The sequence below is a fragment of the Algoriphagus sp. genome (genome assembly GCF_029254265.1).
In the GTDB taxonomy this organism is placed as follows: Bacteria; Bacteroidota; Bacteroidia; order Cytophagales; family Cyclobacteriaceae; genus Algoriphagus.
The window spans coordinates 1-19,027 of the sequence record NZ_JAQWXX010000074.1; the positions used below are offsets into that span (position 1 = coordinate 1).

The 19,027-nt window shown below is 42.5% G+C and carries 5 protein-coding genes; all 5 read right to left on the reverse strand.

Going from position 1 to position 19,027, the window contains the following annotated elements:
• Positions 1-280: 280 nt before the first annotated feature.
• The 5 genes from P8O16_RS11075 to P8O16_RS11100 all read right to left on the reverse strand — a co-directional run bounded on the left by P8O16_RS11075 (position 281) and on the right by P8O16_RS11100 (position 19,019).
• A complete protein-coding gene (locus tag P8O16_RS11075; RefSeq protein WP_300314606.1) occupies positions 281-3,967 on the reverse strand; it encodes an ATP-binding protein in 3,687 nt (1,228 codons plus the stop codon).
• A gap of 176 nt (positions 3,968-4,143) precedes the next feature.
• Positions 4,144-5,139 (reverse strand): IS110 family transposase, encoded by a 996-nt coding sequence (locus tag P8O16_RS11080; RefSeq protein WP_300314609.1) that lies wholly within the window; start codon positions 5,137-5,139, stop codon positions 4,144-4,146.
• Between the two features lie 344 nt (positions 5,140-5,483).
• Positions 5,484-10,754 (reverse strand): ATP-binding protein, encoded by a 5,271-nt coding sequence (locus P8O16_RS20545; RefSeq protein WP_367182809.1) that lies wholly within the window; start codon positions 10,752-10,754, stop codon positions 5,484-5,486.
• A 7-nt stretch (positions 10,755-10,761) separates the two neighbouring features.
• The gene (locus P8O16_RS11095) at positions 10,762-12,936 is read right to left on the reverse strand and encodes an ATP-binding protein (protein WP_300314613.1); all 2,175 of its coding nucleotides are present in this window, start codon (positions 12,934-12,936) and stop codon (positions 10,762-10,764) included.
• Positions 12,937-12,938: 2 nt separating this feature from the next.
• The gene (locus tag P8O16_RS11100) at positions 12,939-19,019 is read right to left on the reverse strand and encodes an ATP-binding protein (protein WP_300314616.1); all 6,081 of its coding nucleotides are present in this window, start codon (positions 19,017-19,019) and stop codon (positions 12,939-12,941) included.
• Between the last annotated feature and the right edge of the window lie 8 nt (positions 19,020-19,027).

Here is a 19,027-nt window from a genome sequence, read left to right on the forward strand (position 1 = left end):
ACCTGTCAAAAATTCTTTAATCATTGACTCTCTCTCTGAAAGGCTTAAAGAACCGCCTGTTCTTGTTTTTTCTCTACTCATAGTTTACGGTTTACGTAAACTCATTCTAGGACAAGTCAGGGAGTAGATCCAGCAAGAACTAGAGGGGAGTAATAATCTTCAAAAAAATGGGCTCAGGAGTTTATTCTTTCTGGGCTCATTTTTTTTTAAATACCAATTGTCAATTCATTATCAAGGAATTGACTCAGAGCTATAGAAAGATGATTTTTTTATATTCAATTTATAGATCCTTCAAGGGGAAATAGATCATAAACTCAGTCCCTTCTCCTTCCTTGCTATCTACTCTCAACTCCCCTCCATGCACCTTCACAATGTCATAGCTTAGCGATAACCCCAAACCTGTTCCTGAACCCGTAGGCTTGGTGGTAAAGAAGGGCTGGAAAATCTTTTCTTTGATGTGTTCAGGGATGCCGGAGCCGTTGTCTTGGACGGAAATCTCTACCCCTAAATCCCCTGAAGGGGACTTCAACACCGTTGTTTTGATTGTTACTAGAGGCTTGTAGGTTTCTCCCCCTTCAGAGCCTGTCCCGATATTTCGGGAGGGTTGGGGAGTAGATTTAGCTTTATCGTTGACTGCATAAAATGCATTGTTCACCAGATTCAAAATCACTCTTCCGATATCTGAAGACACCACATTTACCTTAGGTAGATTCGGATCAAGTTCCAAATTAAAGTCTGCATTGAATGATTTGTCTTTAGCTCTTAATCCATGGTAGGAAAGACGCACAAATTCATCTGCTAAGGTGTTTAGGTCGGTCGGAGCTTTTTCGCCTTTATTGGCTCGGCTATGCTCCAACATTCCCTTGACGATAGCATCCGCCCGTTTGCCGTGGTGGTTGATCTTGGAGAGATTTTCTTTAAGATCGCTGGCGATAAACTTCACTTCCTCAAAATCGCCCTTCTCGATTTCCTCATTCATTTCATCGATTAGTTCCCCACTTACTTCCGAGAAGTTATTCACAAAATTCAAAGGATTTTGGATCTCATCGGCGATGCCCGCGGTGAGTTCTCCGAGGGAAGCCATCTTTTCGGATTGTATGAGTTGGGCTTGGGTGGATTTAAGTTGATGATATGCCTCTTCGACTTGTTTGGCTTGCGCTAGCTTTTCATCTTTTTGACGTTCGCGCTCCTTTAGAATAGTACGATTTTGCTGGTACCGATTGGCGGCAACTACTGCGGCAATAAACAAAAGACCATAGAGGATAAATGCGCCTGTAGTCAGCCATAGCGGGGGCTTGATCGTGATGGTGATAAAATCACCTACTTCGTTCCATACTCCATCGGCATTCGAGCCTTTGACCCGAAAGGTGTAGGTCCCAGGAGAGAGGTTGGTATAGATGGCCTTTCTTTGTCTCGAAGGTTCGGACCACTCATCGTCATAGCCCTCAAGTTTCCAGGAATATAGATTATCCTCCGGTCTCATGTAATGCAATGCGACAAAATCAAACGAGAGGTCTTTTTGCCAATGGGAAAGCTCGATCTTATCTGTGAAGTCAACAGCCTTGGTAAAAATTTCTCCGTCAGGTGCAGCGTAGACACTGTCCATGATGGTCATGGAAGTAATCCATACCTTGGGTGGGATCGTGTTTTTCTCACCAAATAATACATTAGGATCGATGATGTCGATCGCGTCAGGACTCAAAAACCACACTTCTCCGTTGGAAAGCGTCAGCGTTTGATAAGCAAGCTCGGTATAAGTTAATCCCTGCTCTCCGGTAAAGTTGCTGAACGTTTTGTCCCGAGGGTCAAAAACAGAGAGGCCCCTTACTGTGGGAATGTATATTCTTCCTTCTGAGTCGGTTGATATCACCTTATTTTGGGATCTATTGGCTATTTGATTGTCATTATGGAGGAGTCCTTTTTGCATCCCAAATGCGGTTACCCTACGAGATTCTGGGTCTACTTGGAGCAATCCTTCACCCGAATAGGTCGTAAACCATAATTCATTGTTTTTGCCAATGGAATAGCTTTGAATTGAATTCAGATTAATCCGCTCAAACTTTCCATTGCTGAATTTATTAAGCCCGCCATCTGTGCCTATCCAAATGTTATGGAAATTGTCCTCAATGACAAAAATAACTTCATTGGAGCTAAGTGAATTTTCATCACCGGGTATTCGATTCAATACCGACAGGCTATCATTTACTTCCAGCCGGATGAGCCCATGCTCATTGTCACCATAATCATTGAACCAAATCGCACCTTTGGAGTCTTGAAAATTATTAATGGCAGAAAATCCTTTGGTTTTGGCAGGTGCCAGCTGATAAAGGACCTTACCTTCCAGGCTGACCGCAAAAATTCCTTCACTTTTGGTCATCCACAGCTGGTTTCTTACCCGATCAAAAAATAAGTCCAACACCTGAGTGCCCTTCAAATAATGCCAGAACCGACCTGATTTCTCATCGTATCTGGCTATGCCTTTTTTGGAAAGAAAACTTGATTTCATCCAGATCTGACCTTTAGAATCTTCTAAAAAAATAGGGGCCTCCCTGAATGGAAAATCTCCCTGATCGGCATCAAATAATTGAAATGGTTCATCCATTTTTTTTCGGACCATCACTCCCCCGTAATAGCTTACCCAGACTCTTCCCCGACTATCCTCAAATAGGTTTATTAGCGAATCGATAGCGACCTGAGTCTCTCCAAATTTCCGGATCGATTTGATCCTTTTTACGTCTTCTTTAAAGATATTAGGCCGGGTTCCGATCCAGCGGGTATCCGAAAAATCTTTATGAAATCGTGTGTAACCAGCTGCTTTATTCACGACAGGATTCTGCTCCACATTAAACCGCTGATCATAGACATAAAACGTTTCGGTTTCGTAATGGTACCTCAGGTAGGTACTGGGCTTGATGGACTGATATAATTCGAAATAAATGTCCGCGTCTGTGATATATTGTTGCAAGAGAAGGTCTATTTCTCCCGGATTGGGATAAGGTATTGATGCGCCAAACTCATAATCCTTCCGAGTATTGTCCTTGAGGTTGACCATGGAGAGATTTTTTCCAGAGCCAAGCCATAGATACTCCCTCTTATCAATAAAAGCCATCACGCTTTTGTTCTGACTTAACTTAAAATCGTAATAGCTGATCACTTTTTTTTGCACAGGATCGATCAGAAATGCTCTGTTGTTATTTCCAGTGATGAAGTATTTTTCAGATTGGATCAAATAATTCAGCGTGTCGGGCAACACGGTATTCAGCACCTGATCACCAGCTTTGAATATCGTCTGAAAGGAATCCGCTTTCGCATTGAATTTCTTGATTTGATAAGGAGGTCTGTCCTGAAGGATCCACAAGGAGCTATCCACCTTGGATTGAGCTATATATCCAGTCAGAATTAAATCATTGAACCTCTCAGTTCCAGTCCTTTCCGGATAGTAGCTGATGGACTCCGTACGTTGATCAAACCTCCCAAGTACAGTGGTGTCTTGATCCAATGAAAAATTGAAAAACCATATATTCTGATTATAATCTTCAAGTATGGGGAGGGAACTCGAAAAAGGAAGCAAGGTCGAGTCCGGGTGATAAAGGTAATTGGTAAAGGACTGCTCTTCCGGATTGTAAATGGACAAGCCGGAGTTCATTGGATCGGCACCCCCAAGCCACAGCCTGCCATCACGGGACTTCATCACTCCGAGATAGAGGTTTCTTTGTAGCAAAGAGTTCGACTTGCCCTGCTGCTGATTGATCCCAAAGGATTTCATTTCATAGCCGTCAAATTTGACTAGGCCATTTTGGGTGCCGATCCAGATAAATCCCTGCTTATCTTCCAGGAAACTAAATGCTAACTCTTCAGGCAGGCCTTCCTTGACTCCATACTCTTTGAAGAAGATTTGATCCTGCTGGGCAAATGCATGGTTTGCAGTAAGGGCAAGAAGAATGATGGTGACGAGTTTCTTTATCATAAGATTTTTATTTCGGGAGTTGAATTATAAACTCAGCTCCTCCTTTTTCCTTTTTAACAACTTTCATCCTGTCCCTGTAGCTATTGGCCCCCCCCATGCGCCTTCGCAATATCATAATTTGTCAGAATCACTCCTGCCTGTATTCTAAGGTTAAAGCAAGAAGAATTTAAGATTTTTTATGCGGCATATTTTAAGGTGTCTACATAGCTGGAATTTCGGTTGACAACAGCAAAAGCCCTAGCAAGAAGTTTGTTTCTGATAATGTTAAGCGTACTCATTTTACTTTTCCCCTCATCTATCCTCCTCTGGTAGTAAACTCTCATTTCGGTACTGTATTGAATTGCTGTACCTGCACATAGGGTCAATAGTGTTTTTATTCTCTTGTTGGCCAGTTTACTCGTTTTCGTCCTTCCCCTAAATGTGCCAGACTGATTCGGGAAAGGCGCAGTCCCGGCGTAGCTGGCAAACCTCCTCCAGGTATCAAATAAGGTAAAACCTTCCGTTAATACGATAAGGGCAAGAGCTGTTTGAGGTCCTATACCTTTAATAGAGTTAATCAGTTTATACTGATTCAGTAACAATTCTTCTTTGTGTAAAAGTCTGTCTATTTCTCTTTCAACTGTTTCAATCTGCTTGTCCAAACATGCGATCACCGCGGTATGAGATTTTTGGTAGACTTTTATTTTGTTCCTCGAGACGACAGTTTCATATTCCTTGATACGGGTTATATATGCCGCTCTGTCTTTTACGAGCCGCTCTCTATAATTAAACAGCTTTTTCAGATCTTGAATGGTCTTTGTTGGAAGAACGGTAGGTATAATCTTCTCCTGCTTTTCATAGAGATATTCAGCTATATCCTTTGAATCTGCCTTGTCTGACTTGCCTCTTCTTATCCCCAGGGATCGCTTTAATTCCAGTCCTGAGATAATATAAAATGAGAGTGAGTGCTTCTTAAGAAACAAAGCAAGTTCTGAAGAATAAATTCCTGTGGATTCGAATCCGAAAAGCAATTCTTCAGCGAGAACCAATCCGGAATTATCCATAACCCATTCCACCAGCTCCTGATAACCCTGTTCATTATTATCGAAGATAGCATGGCATTGGTTGATTTTCAGATAAGCATCAAGGGTAGATTTACTTACATCGATTCCGATAAGTGAGTTGAATTTCATAATTTAGATGTTATAGTTTAACAAATGAGAGTTGCGGAAACTAAAACCTTTAACAGGCCTTAAAGCCTAAAATTCTAACTGGTTACTGGCAACTCAATTAAGAATGGGGACTGATACAGGCAATAGGCCTCGAACCTATGCGGCAGGAAAGTTCACCCCATTCTTTTTTAATTTATTGAATATCTGAGTTACCTATAAATCAAAAAGATTTAAATTTCCTTATAAATTATCCTTTGCAAACCTAAAGGACGGTAGGCAGGGATTTAAATGAATTCAGGGATTTTGATCGCATCGTACTCATAGCTTATTTTCAGTGGAATCTTTTTATCCCCTTAATCTGTGATTCAGACAATAGGTAATTTGATATTAAAAACTGTTCCTTCGCCCTCTTTCGACTTCACCCTCAACTCCCCTCCATGCGCCTTCACTATATCATAAGATAGTGATAAACCCAATCCTGTCCCAGAACCCGTCGGCTTGGTTGTAAAGAAAGGCTGGAAGATCTTTTCTTTGATGGAATCGGGGATGCCGGGGCCGTTGTCTTGGACGCTGAGTTGAATAACCCCCCCTTGCCCCCCTGCTAGGGGGGAGTAGACGCTGCTAACCGATACAGTAGGTTTATAATCGGGATCTACGTTTCCTGATTTGGCTTTATCGTTGACGGCGTAGAACCCATTGTTCACCAAGTTCAGAATCACTCGCCCGATATCCGAAGCGACCACATTTACCTTTGGTAGATCTGGGTCAAGTTCTAGTTTAAAGTCTGCATTAAAGCTTTTGTCTTTCGCTCTTAACCCATGGTAAGAAAGACGGACAAACTCATCAGCTAATGCATTCAGATCGGTCGGAGCTTTTTCGCCTTTATTCGCTCGGCTATGCTCTAGCATTCCTTTGACGATCGCATCCGCCCGCTTGCCATGATGATTGATTTTGGAGAGGTTTTCTTTGAGGTCTTTTCCGATGAATTTGGCTTCTTCAATATCTCCTTTTTCAAGTTCCTCATTCATCTCATCTACCAGTTCAGCGCTCACTTCAGAGAAATTATTCACAAAATTCAGCGGATTCTGAATCTCATGGGCGATGCCTGCGGTAAGCTCTCCGAGGGAAGCCATTTTTTCGGATTGGATGAGCTGGGCTTGGGTTGATTTGAGCTCATTCATAGCAGACTCAATCTCTGCTTTAGCCTGCTCCAATTTGACAAAGTCCTCATAACGGGAAAACGCAATGGCAAAGGCTTTTGCCAGAGACTTGACCGTTTCCAATTCCGTTTCATCTAATGGACTGACCGCTCCCACGTAAAGCATCCCCTGTCCAAAAGGGACAAAATGCAAATCCAGGGATTCGGGTGGTGCGGCATCTCCTTGGTAGGTACTGCTATCTTGAATCTGATCCTGCTCCATCATCAAGTTGATCCAGCGTACGAAATCCTCCTTGTCCCAATGCCGCTTGTAGACTTGTCCCTTTCTCCAAGCCTGGACGATTTGGTCAGTGAGTTCGCTTGAATCGAAAGGAAGGCGCAAGACTCCCAAAGATTGGCCGTCCGGTGAAGACAAGTAAGCCTCGATATATTCTTCTTTTTGATCAATAATGAATACCCCGCAACGGATGAATGGGATGCTTAGGATGGTTAATTCTTTCCAGATGAGTGGTGTAATTCGTTCAAGATCTTCGGGGGTACGCATCGAGGCGATTTCCGCCCGAACCCGGTCTAGGGAAGCTTGCTTGACTGCTTCTTTTTCGCGGTATTCTGACTCTATGAGATCTTTGTAGCGGCGGTAGGTGATCTCTACCACCCGAGAAAACTTCTTCAAAATACTGATCTGTCCTTCAGAATGTGGTTCTGCTGCCCAAGCGTAGAGACAACCCTCTTTAAAATAAAGGAAGCATCCATAGTGTTTTATATCAGTGCCCTCTCCCTGCACATTCACGTATCCCTGAAGAGCCGCATAATAACTGTTTATTTCCTCCCCTTCGAGAATGGGGAAATAATCCTTTTGCTGCTTAAAGTGAGCGTATACACTGTCAAGGACTGGGTCACCTTCTAATCTGAACTTTCCGCTCACTTCAAGAATATTGTCTTTCTCGTCAATTCGAGACGTGACGATTTCTCCTTCAGGCTTATCCGGATCAACCAATCCTAGCCCTAAGCGGATTGTTTTAATATTCAATGCCTTCAGTTCCTCAAAAATTACAGTAATAGTCTGTCTTAGATCTATCGAACTATGCATTGCTAGAGCCTTAGCCCGTACCCGTTCCAGAGATGCTTCGATTTGTGATTCCCGTGCTTGATTTTCAGCTTTTTGAAGATCCAGGAATCGAGTATAGGTCAGGTCGAACACTTGGGCAAAGCGAGGGAGAATGTCAGTAGTTTCCAGATACTTGAGTGAGGATATTAAAATGTATCCGTTTTTAAAGGAAGCACCATAATCAATCTCCCAAGTCGGTGTTGCCGGCATGGGCGCATTCCTGGACTCGAGATCCTGAAGGGCTATTTGAGCTGAGGGCAGATCGAAAATGTCCTTAAAATGCTGTTCAATAAAATCGCTTGGTATTTCTATTGAGAATAGTTCTTTCCCTTCTTTCCATTGATCATACCGGTATTGGTGGATATAATCCAAATCGATTGGGACGATGAAAGGGCTCAGCATTCCACCGCCTGGAATACTATGCCACTGTTCTACGTGACCCTCGTGTTTATCACAAAAAACAATTCCTGCCGCATAAAGGTCTTCGCCAAAATTCCTGAGCTGCTCAAACATCTCGTTAGTCACCACTCCAAAATCTGCTGCACTCTGCATGCCTATGGAATGTGATCTGACTCGCTCCAATGCCGCTTCAATCTTGGCTTCCCGAGCTTGGGCTTCTGCTTTTTGCAGATCTAAAAATCGAGTGTAAGTCTGGTCAAAAACTTTGGTAAACCGCTTGAAAATATCATGGAAATCCTGAACCGGCTCGTAAGTGATGAACAATAGGAATCCGTTTGAGAACTTGCAGAGGTGATTGATCTGGTAGGTGGGAAGCGAAAGACCCAGCACCTCAAGTTTTTCAAATGTGGGCTTTAGGTCAGGAAAGGACTTCATAAAATTATAGTGTTCTTCTAACTCTTTTCCCCCAAGCTCCTGTACCATAAAGGTTTCTTTGCTCCTGATAAAGGCTCCCATTTCGTCAAAGGATGCCTCTCCCCATAAGCGTAGGACGAAGGGTTCCTGAATTGTACCCTCGCTACTCATCCAGGCATCGGCAGATTTCTTATCCTCGAGCAATACATTAAATCCACTGCTCCAAGATGGGACACCCAATCCTTGCACTTCCAAAAAGAGCAGGTTGGCTACTTCTGGCAGCTCGGCACTACTTTGCATCCCCATGGTTCGGGACCGGACTTTTTCTAATGCTGCTTCTATTCGAGCTTCTCTAGCCTGAGCTTCGGCTTTTTGAAGATCGAGAAAACGGGTGTAGGTCTGCTCGAAGACATTTCCCACCCGTTTCATAATCTCCACATCTTCGGATGAAGGGAGCTTTCCGGCAAAGCTTGGGATACAAATTCCTGAATTTTTGGCTAGTGCGATTGCCATCGCATAGCCAGGGGAATTTAGCAAGGAGGCTTTAAATTCTTCGGGAAGATGTTTATAGTCCGTTTGTTCAAAACCGTTTTTTAGCCAAGTATTTTTTTCTTCGAACGTATATACTTTGGCAAAATAATCAGCCCCATTATCCTTATTATCAAACAAGTCGGAGGAAATTGGATGATCAAAATAGGGAATACTCAAAGAGGAAACGCCATCAGATATGGGAATCCATTGCCGGATATCCCTCGAACCTTCCTGGAAAATAAAAATGCTTACCGAGGCAAAGCCCATATCCGCACTTAGCCCTTGCATTTGCTCAAATACAACCTTGACTACCTCTCCCAAGTCATCGGTTTTATACATTGCTAGGGATTTTGAACGTATTCTTTCCAATACTGTCTCAATTTGTGCCTCCCGAGCTTGTTCCTCCGCTTTTTTCAAATCAAGATATCTTCGGTAGGTTTGGGCAAACTGCGAACTGAATCGTTGGGTAATTTGAATTAATTCATATTGGAATTCTTGCGGGCTGAAGGCATAAAAGAACCCATGCTCGAATATGAAACAATGCTGGATTTCTTTTTTGGGTAATTTTTCCAGAGGAATATGGATTTTATAGTCAGGTGCATTATTGAGCATCTGGTAATAATCCAGCAAATCTTGTCCCTCCAAAATATATTGATGAAAAGCAACCTGCTCCTTCCAAGCCTTTCTAGCCTTTTTCAATAAAGGATGCGAAGTCATATCCAAATTGCCAATATGCATTTTGACTTCTTCCCCATCCCTACGAGCAGTCCAAAGTTGGTTGTTTTCGTTGTTGTGGTTTAGTATGCCAATCCCAAACCTGGTTCCCTCATCAACGCCTAAGGCTGTTAATTCACTGAACATTTTGATGATGCACTTACCCACGTCCTCACTGCTGTGCATAGCCATGGTCTGTGCCCTGACTCTTTCCAAGGCAGCTTCAACCTGGGCTTCTCTTGCCTGTGCCTCTGCTTTTTGGAGATCTAGAAAACGGGTGTAGGTTTGTTCGAAGACCTTAGCAAAACGCTGGAATATACCATGCACCTCCGGCATAGGTTCCAGTGTAATGAACAATAGATTACCAGAAGCAAAATTTGCCACGTGGTGGATCTGCCTTTTGGGCATTGGAAATCCCGCATCCATTGATTTTTGAAATGCTAGGCCAAGCATGGGAAAGGATTGCAAATACTTGAAATAGGATTGCAACTCTTCCCCTGAGAAGTCTTTGACCAAAAAACGCTCTTCCCTTTGCCAAGATTCAAATTGGTTTTGATGCCATTCATTTTCAGCAATAGGCATGATGAACGGAGGGTTAATTGAACCATCAGCATTGCACATCCAAGAAATAAGCTGGTTTTGCTTTTCGTCCCAAATCGTAAATCCACTACTATAAGTAGTGATACCTAAGGTTTTTAGTTGTTGAAATAGTACAGAAGCGGTCGGTGCAAGTTCGTCGCTCTTTTCCATAGCCATAGCCTTGGCTCTTACCCGTTCGAGCGCAGCTTCTATTTCCAGCTCCCGATTTTTCCCCAACAGATCTGCAGTTTTTTCATCTACGAGTTTTTGTAGTTCCTCTGCTTTTTGCTTGTAACTTTCTATGCCCCAAGTGTCTTTTTCGCTCTCTACCTGCTCGGGCTTGGAGCCATGCCAGTGAACAACTTTCCACTGTTTCTTACTATAAGTCAAAACAATTGAAAAGCGCAGGTACATTTCCAGGTTTTCCTCTCCTGTATTGATGTTAAAGTATATATCCTCTGCAAAGACTGCTGTATTTTCATCTTCAGCAATAAAGCAATGTACCGGCTCATTTCGCCATGTGAGGTCAATACCCTCGCTTTGGTTTTTTTGATTGACCATCAGTTGCTTAAAGTCTTCGATCCCCAAGATTTTTTCATCTATGGCGGTTCCAAACCCAGTGACATCCTGATCCACCAGGCCTTCCAATAAATTAGGATCATCGGATTCTAAACCGACTTTCATAAATTTCTGATAGGTGTTTTCTAAAAGTTCTTTCTTCGCTTTTTCCATTTGATGCTTAGGATAAGGGTAATGTGATTAAAAATATGGCTCCTTCCTCACCTTTCGACTCAACCTTCAACTCCCCTCCATGCGCCTTGACGAAATCATAGCTCAAAGACAAGCCTAGTCCTGTTCCCGACCCGGTCGGCTTGGTCGTAAAGAAGGGCTGGAAGATCTTTTCTTTGATGGAGTCGGGGATTCCTGGGCCGTTGTCCTGGACGGAGATTTTTACCCCTAAATCCCCTGAAGGGGACTTTGCTGCCGTTGTTTTTATTATTACTAAAGGCTTGTAGCCTTCTTCCCCTTCAGATGGCTGAGGGGTAGATTTGGCTTTATCGTTGACGGCGTAAAACCCATTATTCACCAAGTTCAGAATGACTCTTCCTATATCGGAAGCCACCACATTTACTTTTGGCAAGTTCGGATCAAGATCCAATTTAAAGTCAGCGTTAAAGCTCTTGTCTTTCGCCCGAAGCCCGTGATAGGAAAGCTTTAAAAATTCCTCAGCCAAAGCATTGAGATTAGTCAGCGATTTTTCACTTTTATTTGCCCGGCTATGCTCGAGCATTCCCTTCACGATGGCATCTGCCCGCTTGCCGTGGTGGGCGATTTTTTCTGAGTTTTCACCCAGATCTTTTAGAATGGATTTTGTCTCCTCGATATCCCCTTTCCCCAATTCCTCTATAGCCTCTCCAACAAGTTCCCTATTCAACTCCGAGAAATTATTCACGAAGTTTAGCGGGTTCTGGATCTCATGGGCGATGCCGGCGGTGAGTTCGCCGAGTGAAGCCATCTTTTCGGATTGGATAAGCTGGGCTTGGGTGGATTTGAGGTTTTCTAAGGATTGATTCAGTTCCCTGGTGCGCTCTTTTACCTTTTTTTCGAGAGTTTCATTTTGTGAATATAAAATGGACTCTTTTTCTTTTGAGAGTTTCCGAACCCTGTCCAGGTTTAACCTTAATTCCTGACTTCGCTTCCCAAAGGCGTAACCTAAGTAAATAGCTAAAACAACCGAGTTGAGCATTTGGGCAAATGGAACATAATCTTTTATATAAAAATCTGTTATCCCAATATCGGTCTGTATTAAACCAATATCGGTTAAAATAATTATCGCCCAGAATACTATTGCAATAATACTAGAACTCAGAAATAAGATACTAGCCACTCTATTTTTGTTCCAGGATTTTAAAGCTATTCGTATAACGGCAACCAATAATAGAAGCGCCCAAGCGGTTGTTAATATAAGAGGTTCGTATAAAAAGGAACAACCAATGGCGATAAGGCCTAAAAATGTTACTGCTTTATACCCAAAATCTATGGTCTTCTCCATAATGCTGTACAGGCAATACAGTGAGATTGAAAAGGAAAATACAATACAGGTCGCAATTAGGAAGGAAATCCAAAACTGATCTCCAGTATAACCATTCGACCAGATTACTCCAGCGTAAAACAGACTCAAAAAAAGATTAGAAATGGCGAAGTATCCATTGATTTTTTCATTGGGGAAAACCAAGAAAAAGGATATGAATATGATAAACATCAAGAGCGCAATGCCTAAAGCGATGTGATAATTTTTGTCAAACTGTTGAAAGCCAGCGATTCGTCTATTTTTTACTATATCGGTGGAGGTGGCATGGCTAAGGGTTGAAACTGAAAGTCCAATGTCCCCATTGGTATTCGTATACAGGGGAAATTTATATTGTGCGTTGACATAACGTACCGCCAATACCTGTTCCTTTCCTTTTTCCAGTGGCAATTGAAGTATTTGCCTCCAAGGATTATTATAAATGACCTCGTCTTGATTTGCACTTACTTTCCCCAGTTGGTGAATCAGCTTCCCATCTAAATAAATCTCCGAGGCTCCTAGCTGCCGGATATTTAACACGATAGTCTGTGTTAAGCTGCTATCTGCTTTAATGCGTTTTCTGAACCAAACAATTTCACCGCGCTCGGCGAGGACATGTTCACCATCAGGCATGTTTAGATTGTAAGCACTGACTTCGCTCCATGAAGCGTCATCAAAATCCGGACTGGCCCAGGCTGGATCATCCCCTTTTTGATAACGCCAGTCCTCTGTTAAATTCTTCCAACCCTCTGAAAAAGTAGTGTCTGAGATCACAAACACTTTTTCTGACTGACCAAAAAGTGTCAGCGGAAGAAGTAGAAAGATTAGAGCGTAAAATTGTTTCATAGCTAAGAATTATTGACTGGTATTAACATCATAAAAGTACTTCCAACTCCTTCTTGAGTCTCCAACTTCAACTCACCCCCATGCGCCTTGACAATATCATTCGTAATGCTCAGCCCCAGCCCTGTTCCCTCCGTTCCTTTCTTGGTGGTGAAGAAGGGCTGAAGAATTTTGTCCTTGATCTCTTCGGGGATTCCACCTCCATTATCGGCTATAGAAAGGAGCACCTTGTCTTTTTGCAAAGCTGTTTTCACGGTCAGCTTTGGCAAGTAACTATTCCCATCTCCTGTCTCCCGTCTCCCGTCTTCGGTCTTCAATTTATCCCGCATGGCGTCAAATGCATTGTTGCAGAGGTTGAGAATCACTCTTGAAAAATCCTCAGAGATCAACGTCACGTCCCCAACTTTCGGATCCAGCTGAAGGTCTATATCTACATTGATTGGATACTTTCCTGCCCGCATGCCATGGAAAGATAGATTGACAAATTCTTTGACCAGGGGATTGAAAGCTTTCGGCTCTCGTTTGCTTCCAGACGCCCGACTGTGTTGGAGCATGGAAGTCACAATGCTATCCGCCCGGGTGCCGTGTTCGTGGACTTTGGTCAGATTGCTTTGGACATCTTGGAGGATGGCGATGATCTCTTCTTTGGTAGCTGAAGCTTCCAAATTTTCTAATTCGGCAAAAACCTCTTCGATCAGCTCCCGACTGAGGTCAGAGAAGTTGTTGACGAAGTTCAGCGGGTTCTTGATCTCATGAGCGATACCGGCAGTAAGCTGTCCAAGACTGGCGAGTTTTTCTTGCTGCACCAATTGCTCCTGGGCCGCTTTCAGATCATTTAGTGCTTTTTCAGCTTTAGCTTTTGCCAAATCAAGCTTGGTAAAATCCTCGTATCGTGCATAGGCCACAGAAAGTGATTTTCCCAGCGCTTTGACCAAGTCCAGTTCTTCGGCATTTAAATCTATTTCAGATCCCACATAGAGCATTCCCTGGGCGAAGGGGACAAATTGAAGCGTTAGCGCCGTGGGTGGTTTTTCTCCACCTTGATAGGTAGTGGGATTTGAAATTTGCCCTTGGTCCATAAGGCTCCTCATAAAGGTGAGGAACTGCTCCTGATTCCAGTGTTCGATATAAGTTTCCTTCTTTCGCCAATGAGCCACCCCTTTGCGGGTTATTTCTGAATTGTCGAAATCTAAGCGCAAGGCTGCCAAAGCTTCTCCTTGAGGATTGGAGAGGTAAAAGTCCAGCATCTCTTCGTCTTCATTGACTAGCATCACCCCGCAACGAAAAAACGGAACACCCAAAGACTTCAACTCAGACCAAACTAATGGGGTGATTCGTTCGAGGTCTTTGGCGTCCCGCATGGAAGCTATTTCTCCGCGAACGCGATCCAATGAAGATTGCTTGATGGCTTCTCGTGCTTGTGCTTCTGCTTTTTGGAGATCGAGGAAGCGGGTATAGGTTTGTTCGAAGACCCTTGCGAAGCGTTTGGCTACGTCTTTTTGTTCGTCAGTGATTTTTTGAAAGCTCCCTATGGTTAATGACCCAAAAGCGAAAAAAGAAACGAGGTCATACCAAGAGTTTGGTAATGAACCATTTTCGATGGCCGTCATTATCTCAGGGCTGACAACACCTGCTTTAATAAATCTATTTGTATAAGCAATGAGTTCCTCACCTATATAAGTCCTTATATGGTTGTGTTCTTTCCTTTCTAGGGGCTTTAATTTGTGGAATATTTCAAAGGTTTTTACAAAGGAAGGTTCAAAATCATTTGGCAAAACAAAACTCTTATTCATCCTATCGCCGCCTAATTCAGTGATCCAAAGAGTCAATTCTTCTTTTTCATCATCAAATAGCGCAAATGCAACCCTGTTGTATTCATCAATCACGCCCATTTTCATCATTTCTTCAGAAATTAGAGTTGATATAGATAAAAGCTCATCACTTCTATGCATGGCCATCATACTTGCCCGTACTCGCTCTAGTGATGCCTCTATCTGCGATTCTCTTGCCTGAGCTTCTGCTTTTTGAAGATCAAGAAAGCGGGTATAGGATTGTTCGAAAACTGTAGCTAATCGGCGTAAAATATCATGTTCTTGAGTTGTAAAGATTTCAAGATTGTAACGGTGGAGTTGTAAAGCACAGGTTTTTCCCTTCGCCACAATTGAAGTGTGGCCAGGAGCAGATAGGATTATTTCTCTTCGGTTTGGTGGTGTGTGACTGAGCTCTGATACTTCAAATGCTGTATTCCACCAACGATGCATTTCATCAGCGTCAGCCTGAAATTCCACAAAAGAATCCCCCTTTTCCCAGGCATCCCACATTTTTTTGGTGATACCAAAATCTATGTAAGTGACCCTTAGTTTTTGCTGATAGGTATGCGTATTGGTGATTGCCCACAGATAAAGATCTCGAGAATTTTCAATGAAAGTTAGAAAGTTACTGGCGTCTACTTTAATGCCGAGTTCTGAGATTTGTTCGTGAACTGCCCTAATCACAAATAAAAGGTCATCACTCCTATGCATCGCCATAGAAGCAGATCGCACTCTTTCCAATGCCACTTCAATCTGTGCTTCTCTTGCCTGTGCTTCTGCTTTTTGTAGATCGAGGAAGCGGGTGTAGGCCAGGTTGAATGCATTGGCAAATCTTTTTAACAATTCATCCTCCTCATCACTAAAGGGAATTGTGTTGTATCTTCCAATACCTACCGACGTATCTTTAAAAAAGATAATTGATCGTGTAAGACCAGGTTTGTTATACAAATAGTCTTTTGCCTCTGAAGGTAAATCCTTGTAAACAGTTTTGGTCAATGAATAATCCAAAAACGTATCTTTTTCTTCTTTGTCATAGACATCTTTAGAAAAATCCGCTTTGCCATTTTTAAAGTCTTGAATACATTCTTTAGTTCGGTTGAAAAGAGGATGGTTAACCTCCGGAAAATGAATGTAATCTGTAAAGGCACTTTCATCTCCGGTGACCGTGTATATCCACAAATTCCACTCGCTCAACTGGTTTCCATTGCTGAAATTGGCAAATTCCATTTGGACACCAAGCTTAACGAGTTGTTCGCTCAGCAAATTGATGACCTCTAACAAGTCCTCCTGTTTTTGCATCGCCATCGAAGCAGATCGCACTCTTTCCAATGCCACTTCAATCTGTGCTTCTCTAGCCTGAGCTTCTGCTTTTTGCAGGTCAAGGAAACGGGTGTAAGATTGTTCGAAGACCCGTGAAAAACGTTGAATTATATCTTTTTCGTCATGGTCAAAGGGCTTGGTGGAGAGTCGAACTAGGTTGAGACCGGACAGCTTGTTCACTGAAATGATCCATTCCATCACCTCTACAGATTTTAAGGCCTTTTTTCGCTCTTGGGGAACACCATCAAGTTTGAAATACTCACTAAAAAATTGACGTGTTTCAGGTTTGGAAAAACTTATTTCTTCAACTTTCCCTTTCCCCCAAGATTGTGCTATCACGTTATGACTTGGCATGTCGACATAGGGCCAAAAAATCAGGTTATCGTATGATCCATCTATAGAAGTTACCCATAAATATAAATCCTTTGGCTTGTCTGATTTTAATAAGACGCCCATGGTATCAAATGACATTTCTAAGTTTTGGAGCTCAACATAAAGCGCGCTTGCTACTGAACCGAGTTCCTCACTTTTATGCATCGCCATGGAAGCAGCTCTAACTTTTTCCAATCCTGCCTCAATCTTTGCTTCTCTAGCTTGAGCTTCGGCTTTTTCGAGATCAAGGAAGCGGGTGTAGGCCTGCTCAAAGACTTTCCCGAAGCGCTTGAATATTTCCTCTTCTTCCTTCGAAAATTCCTTGAGATCGAGTCGTTGAAAAGTTAAAATGGAATTTTTAAAAAGAACATGGACCCTCACCATCCCCGGCGAACTGTAGGCAAAATTCTGTCTTTCTTTAGGGATAGATTTAAAATCAGAGAATTTGAATAAAAGCTTGAAGAACTCGTCTTTATCTGCTTTGGAATAGGTCTCGGTATAAAAATCAACGCCTTTCCGAACGGCTGTCAATAACTTCTTGAAAATTGGATGCTTGATAAAGGGAACATGAAATTTTTCCAGGTAATCCTGTCCTTCCACAGCCAACCAGGTATTAGACCCCTTCTCGGGATTAGCAAAATCAGTTAGAATATTTGTGGCCCAAGCTTCAATTCCCAATCCCAGTATTTGCTTATCGAGAATTCGAACGACCTGGACTAATTCCTCACTTTTATGCATCGCCATGGAAGCAGATCGCACCTTTTCCAGAGCTACTTCAATCTGTGCTTCTCTTGCTTGTGCTTCTGCCTTTTGTAAGTCAAGGAAGCGGGTATAGGCTTGTTCGAATACTTTTCCGAATCGCTTGAAGATGTCCTCTTCTTCCTTAGAAAATTCCTTTAGATCGTAATGTTGAAAAATCAAGATGGAATTTTTAGAAAGCACTGAAGCCCTGACCAATCCGGGAGCATTATAAATTAAATCCTGGCTTTCTTTAGGGTAAGTTCTAAAATCGGAGTAAGTGAATATAAGTTTTAAAAATTCGTTTTTTTCATCTTTCGAATAACTATCTGAATAAAAATCGACTCCTTTTGCCAAGGCATCATAGAGTCTTTTTGTAAGGGAATGTTCTAAATACGGAACATGAAATTTTTCTAAGAAATCATGGCCTTCTTTAGCAAACCAGTCATTTAACCCTTTTTCTTTATACGAAAAATCAGTGAATATTTGCGTGCCATCTGTTTCAATTCCCAATCCTAGTATTTCTTTGTCAATAACTCGAACAACTTGGACTAGTTCCTCGCTTTTATGCATCGCCATGGAAGCAGAACGCACCTTTTCTAGAGCTACTTCAATCTGTGCTTCTCGTGCTTGTGCTTCTGCTTTTTCCAAATCGAGAAAACGCGTATAGGTCTGTTCAAATACTTTGGCAAATCGCGGGAAGATATTTTCTTCTTCAAACTCCTCTTCCGTGATGATTAGGAGGTAACCGTATTTATAGGCAGAAACATGGTTTTTTTGCCAGACTGGAAGCGGTCTTCCAAAGTCTATTACTTTTTGGAAATTGGCTTTGAAGCTTGGGATCTCCATCAAATGATCATAGATATCCTTAAGTTCTTTTCCTCCCTGCGCATACGAATGAAGTGCTTCCTGATTTTTCCAGGTATCATACATTCGTTGCTCGCCATGATCTGCATTGTAAGGGACAAAAAGGTGGTTGAACATCTGGCCCGGAATGGGACTACTCATCCATTTTTCTACCAAAACTTCCTCCTTTTTGCAAATCGCAAATCCGGCAGTCCAAAGTTGAGCACCAAGGATTTTTAACTGATCAAACAATAGTGCTGCAACCTCAGCCAATTCCTCGCTTTTGTGCATGGCCATGGTTCTGGATCGGACTCGCTCCAATGCCAGTTCAATTTCAGCTTCTCGTGCCTGAGCTTCAGCTTTTTGGAGATCTAGGAAGCGGGTGTAGGTTTGTTCAAAAACTTTGGCGAAACGCTGCAGGATAAAGAAATCTTTTTCAAGAACGGGCTCCATGTCAACTGCTTTTAGGAGTCCAAACCGCATTGCTGCAACAGAAAAGTGAACGTACTCAGTCTCCTTAATATTTGTCTTGACGTCTTCAGGCAAATTTTTCATGTCACTTTGCCCTAAAAGTAGGACGCCTAATTTGCGCTTATCATCTCCGGAAACCTCAATAGAAACGCTAGGTGTCTGTTGTTCGAAAGTGGACCAATACTTTTTTAACACCCAATGATCCAGTGTAGGGATTTCGAATCCCTCTGGTTGAATCCTCGCTCCAGGTGGAGAAATCCAGCAATAAAAACCAGACTTATCTTCCTTAGCAATTTTTATCTCAAAGCCCCATTTTGCAATTCCAAAAGGATGAATTTGTTTATAAAATTCAAAAACCAACTCGCGAAGTTCTTCGCTTTTCTGCATGGACATTGCCCTTGCTCTCACTCTTTCCAGCGCCGCCTCAATCTCCAGTTCTCTGTTTTTAGCTTCTAACTCCAGTGCTTGCTCTTCCACTGAACGTTGTAGTCTTTGTATTTCTGCTGTTAATTGGGCCTCGGTTTTCATAGCTTGTC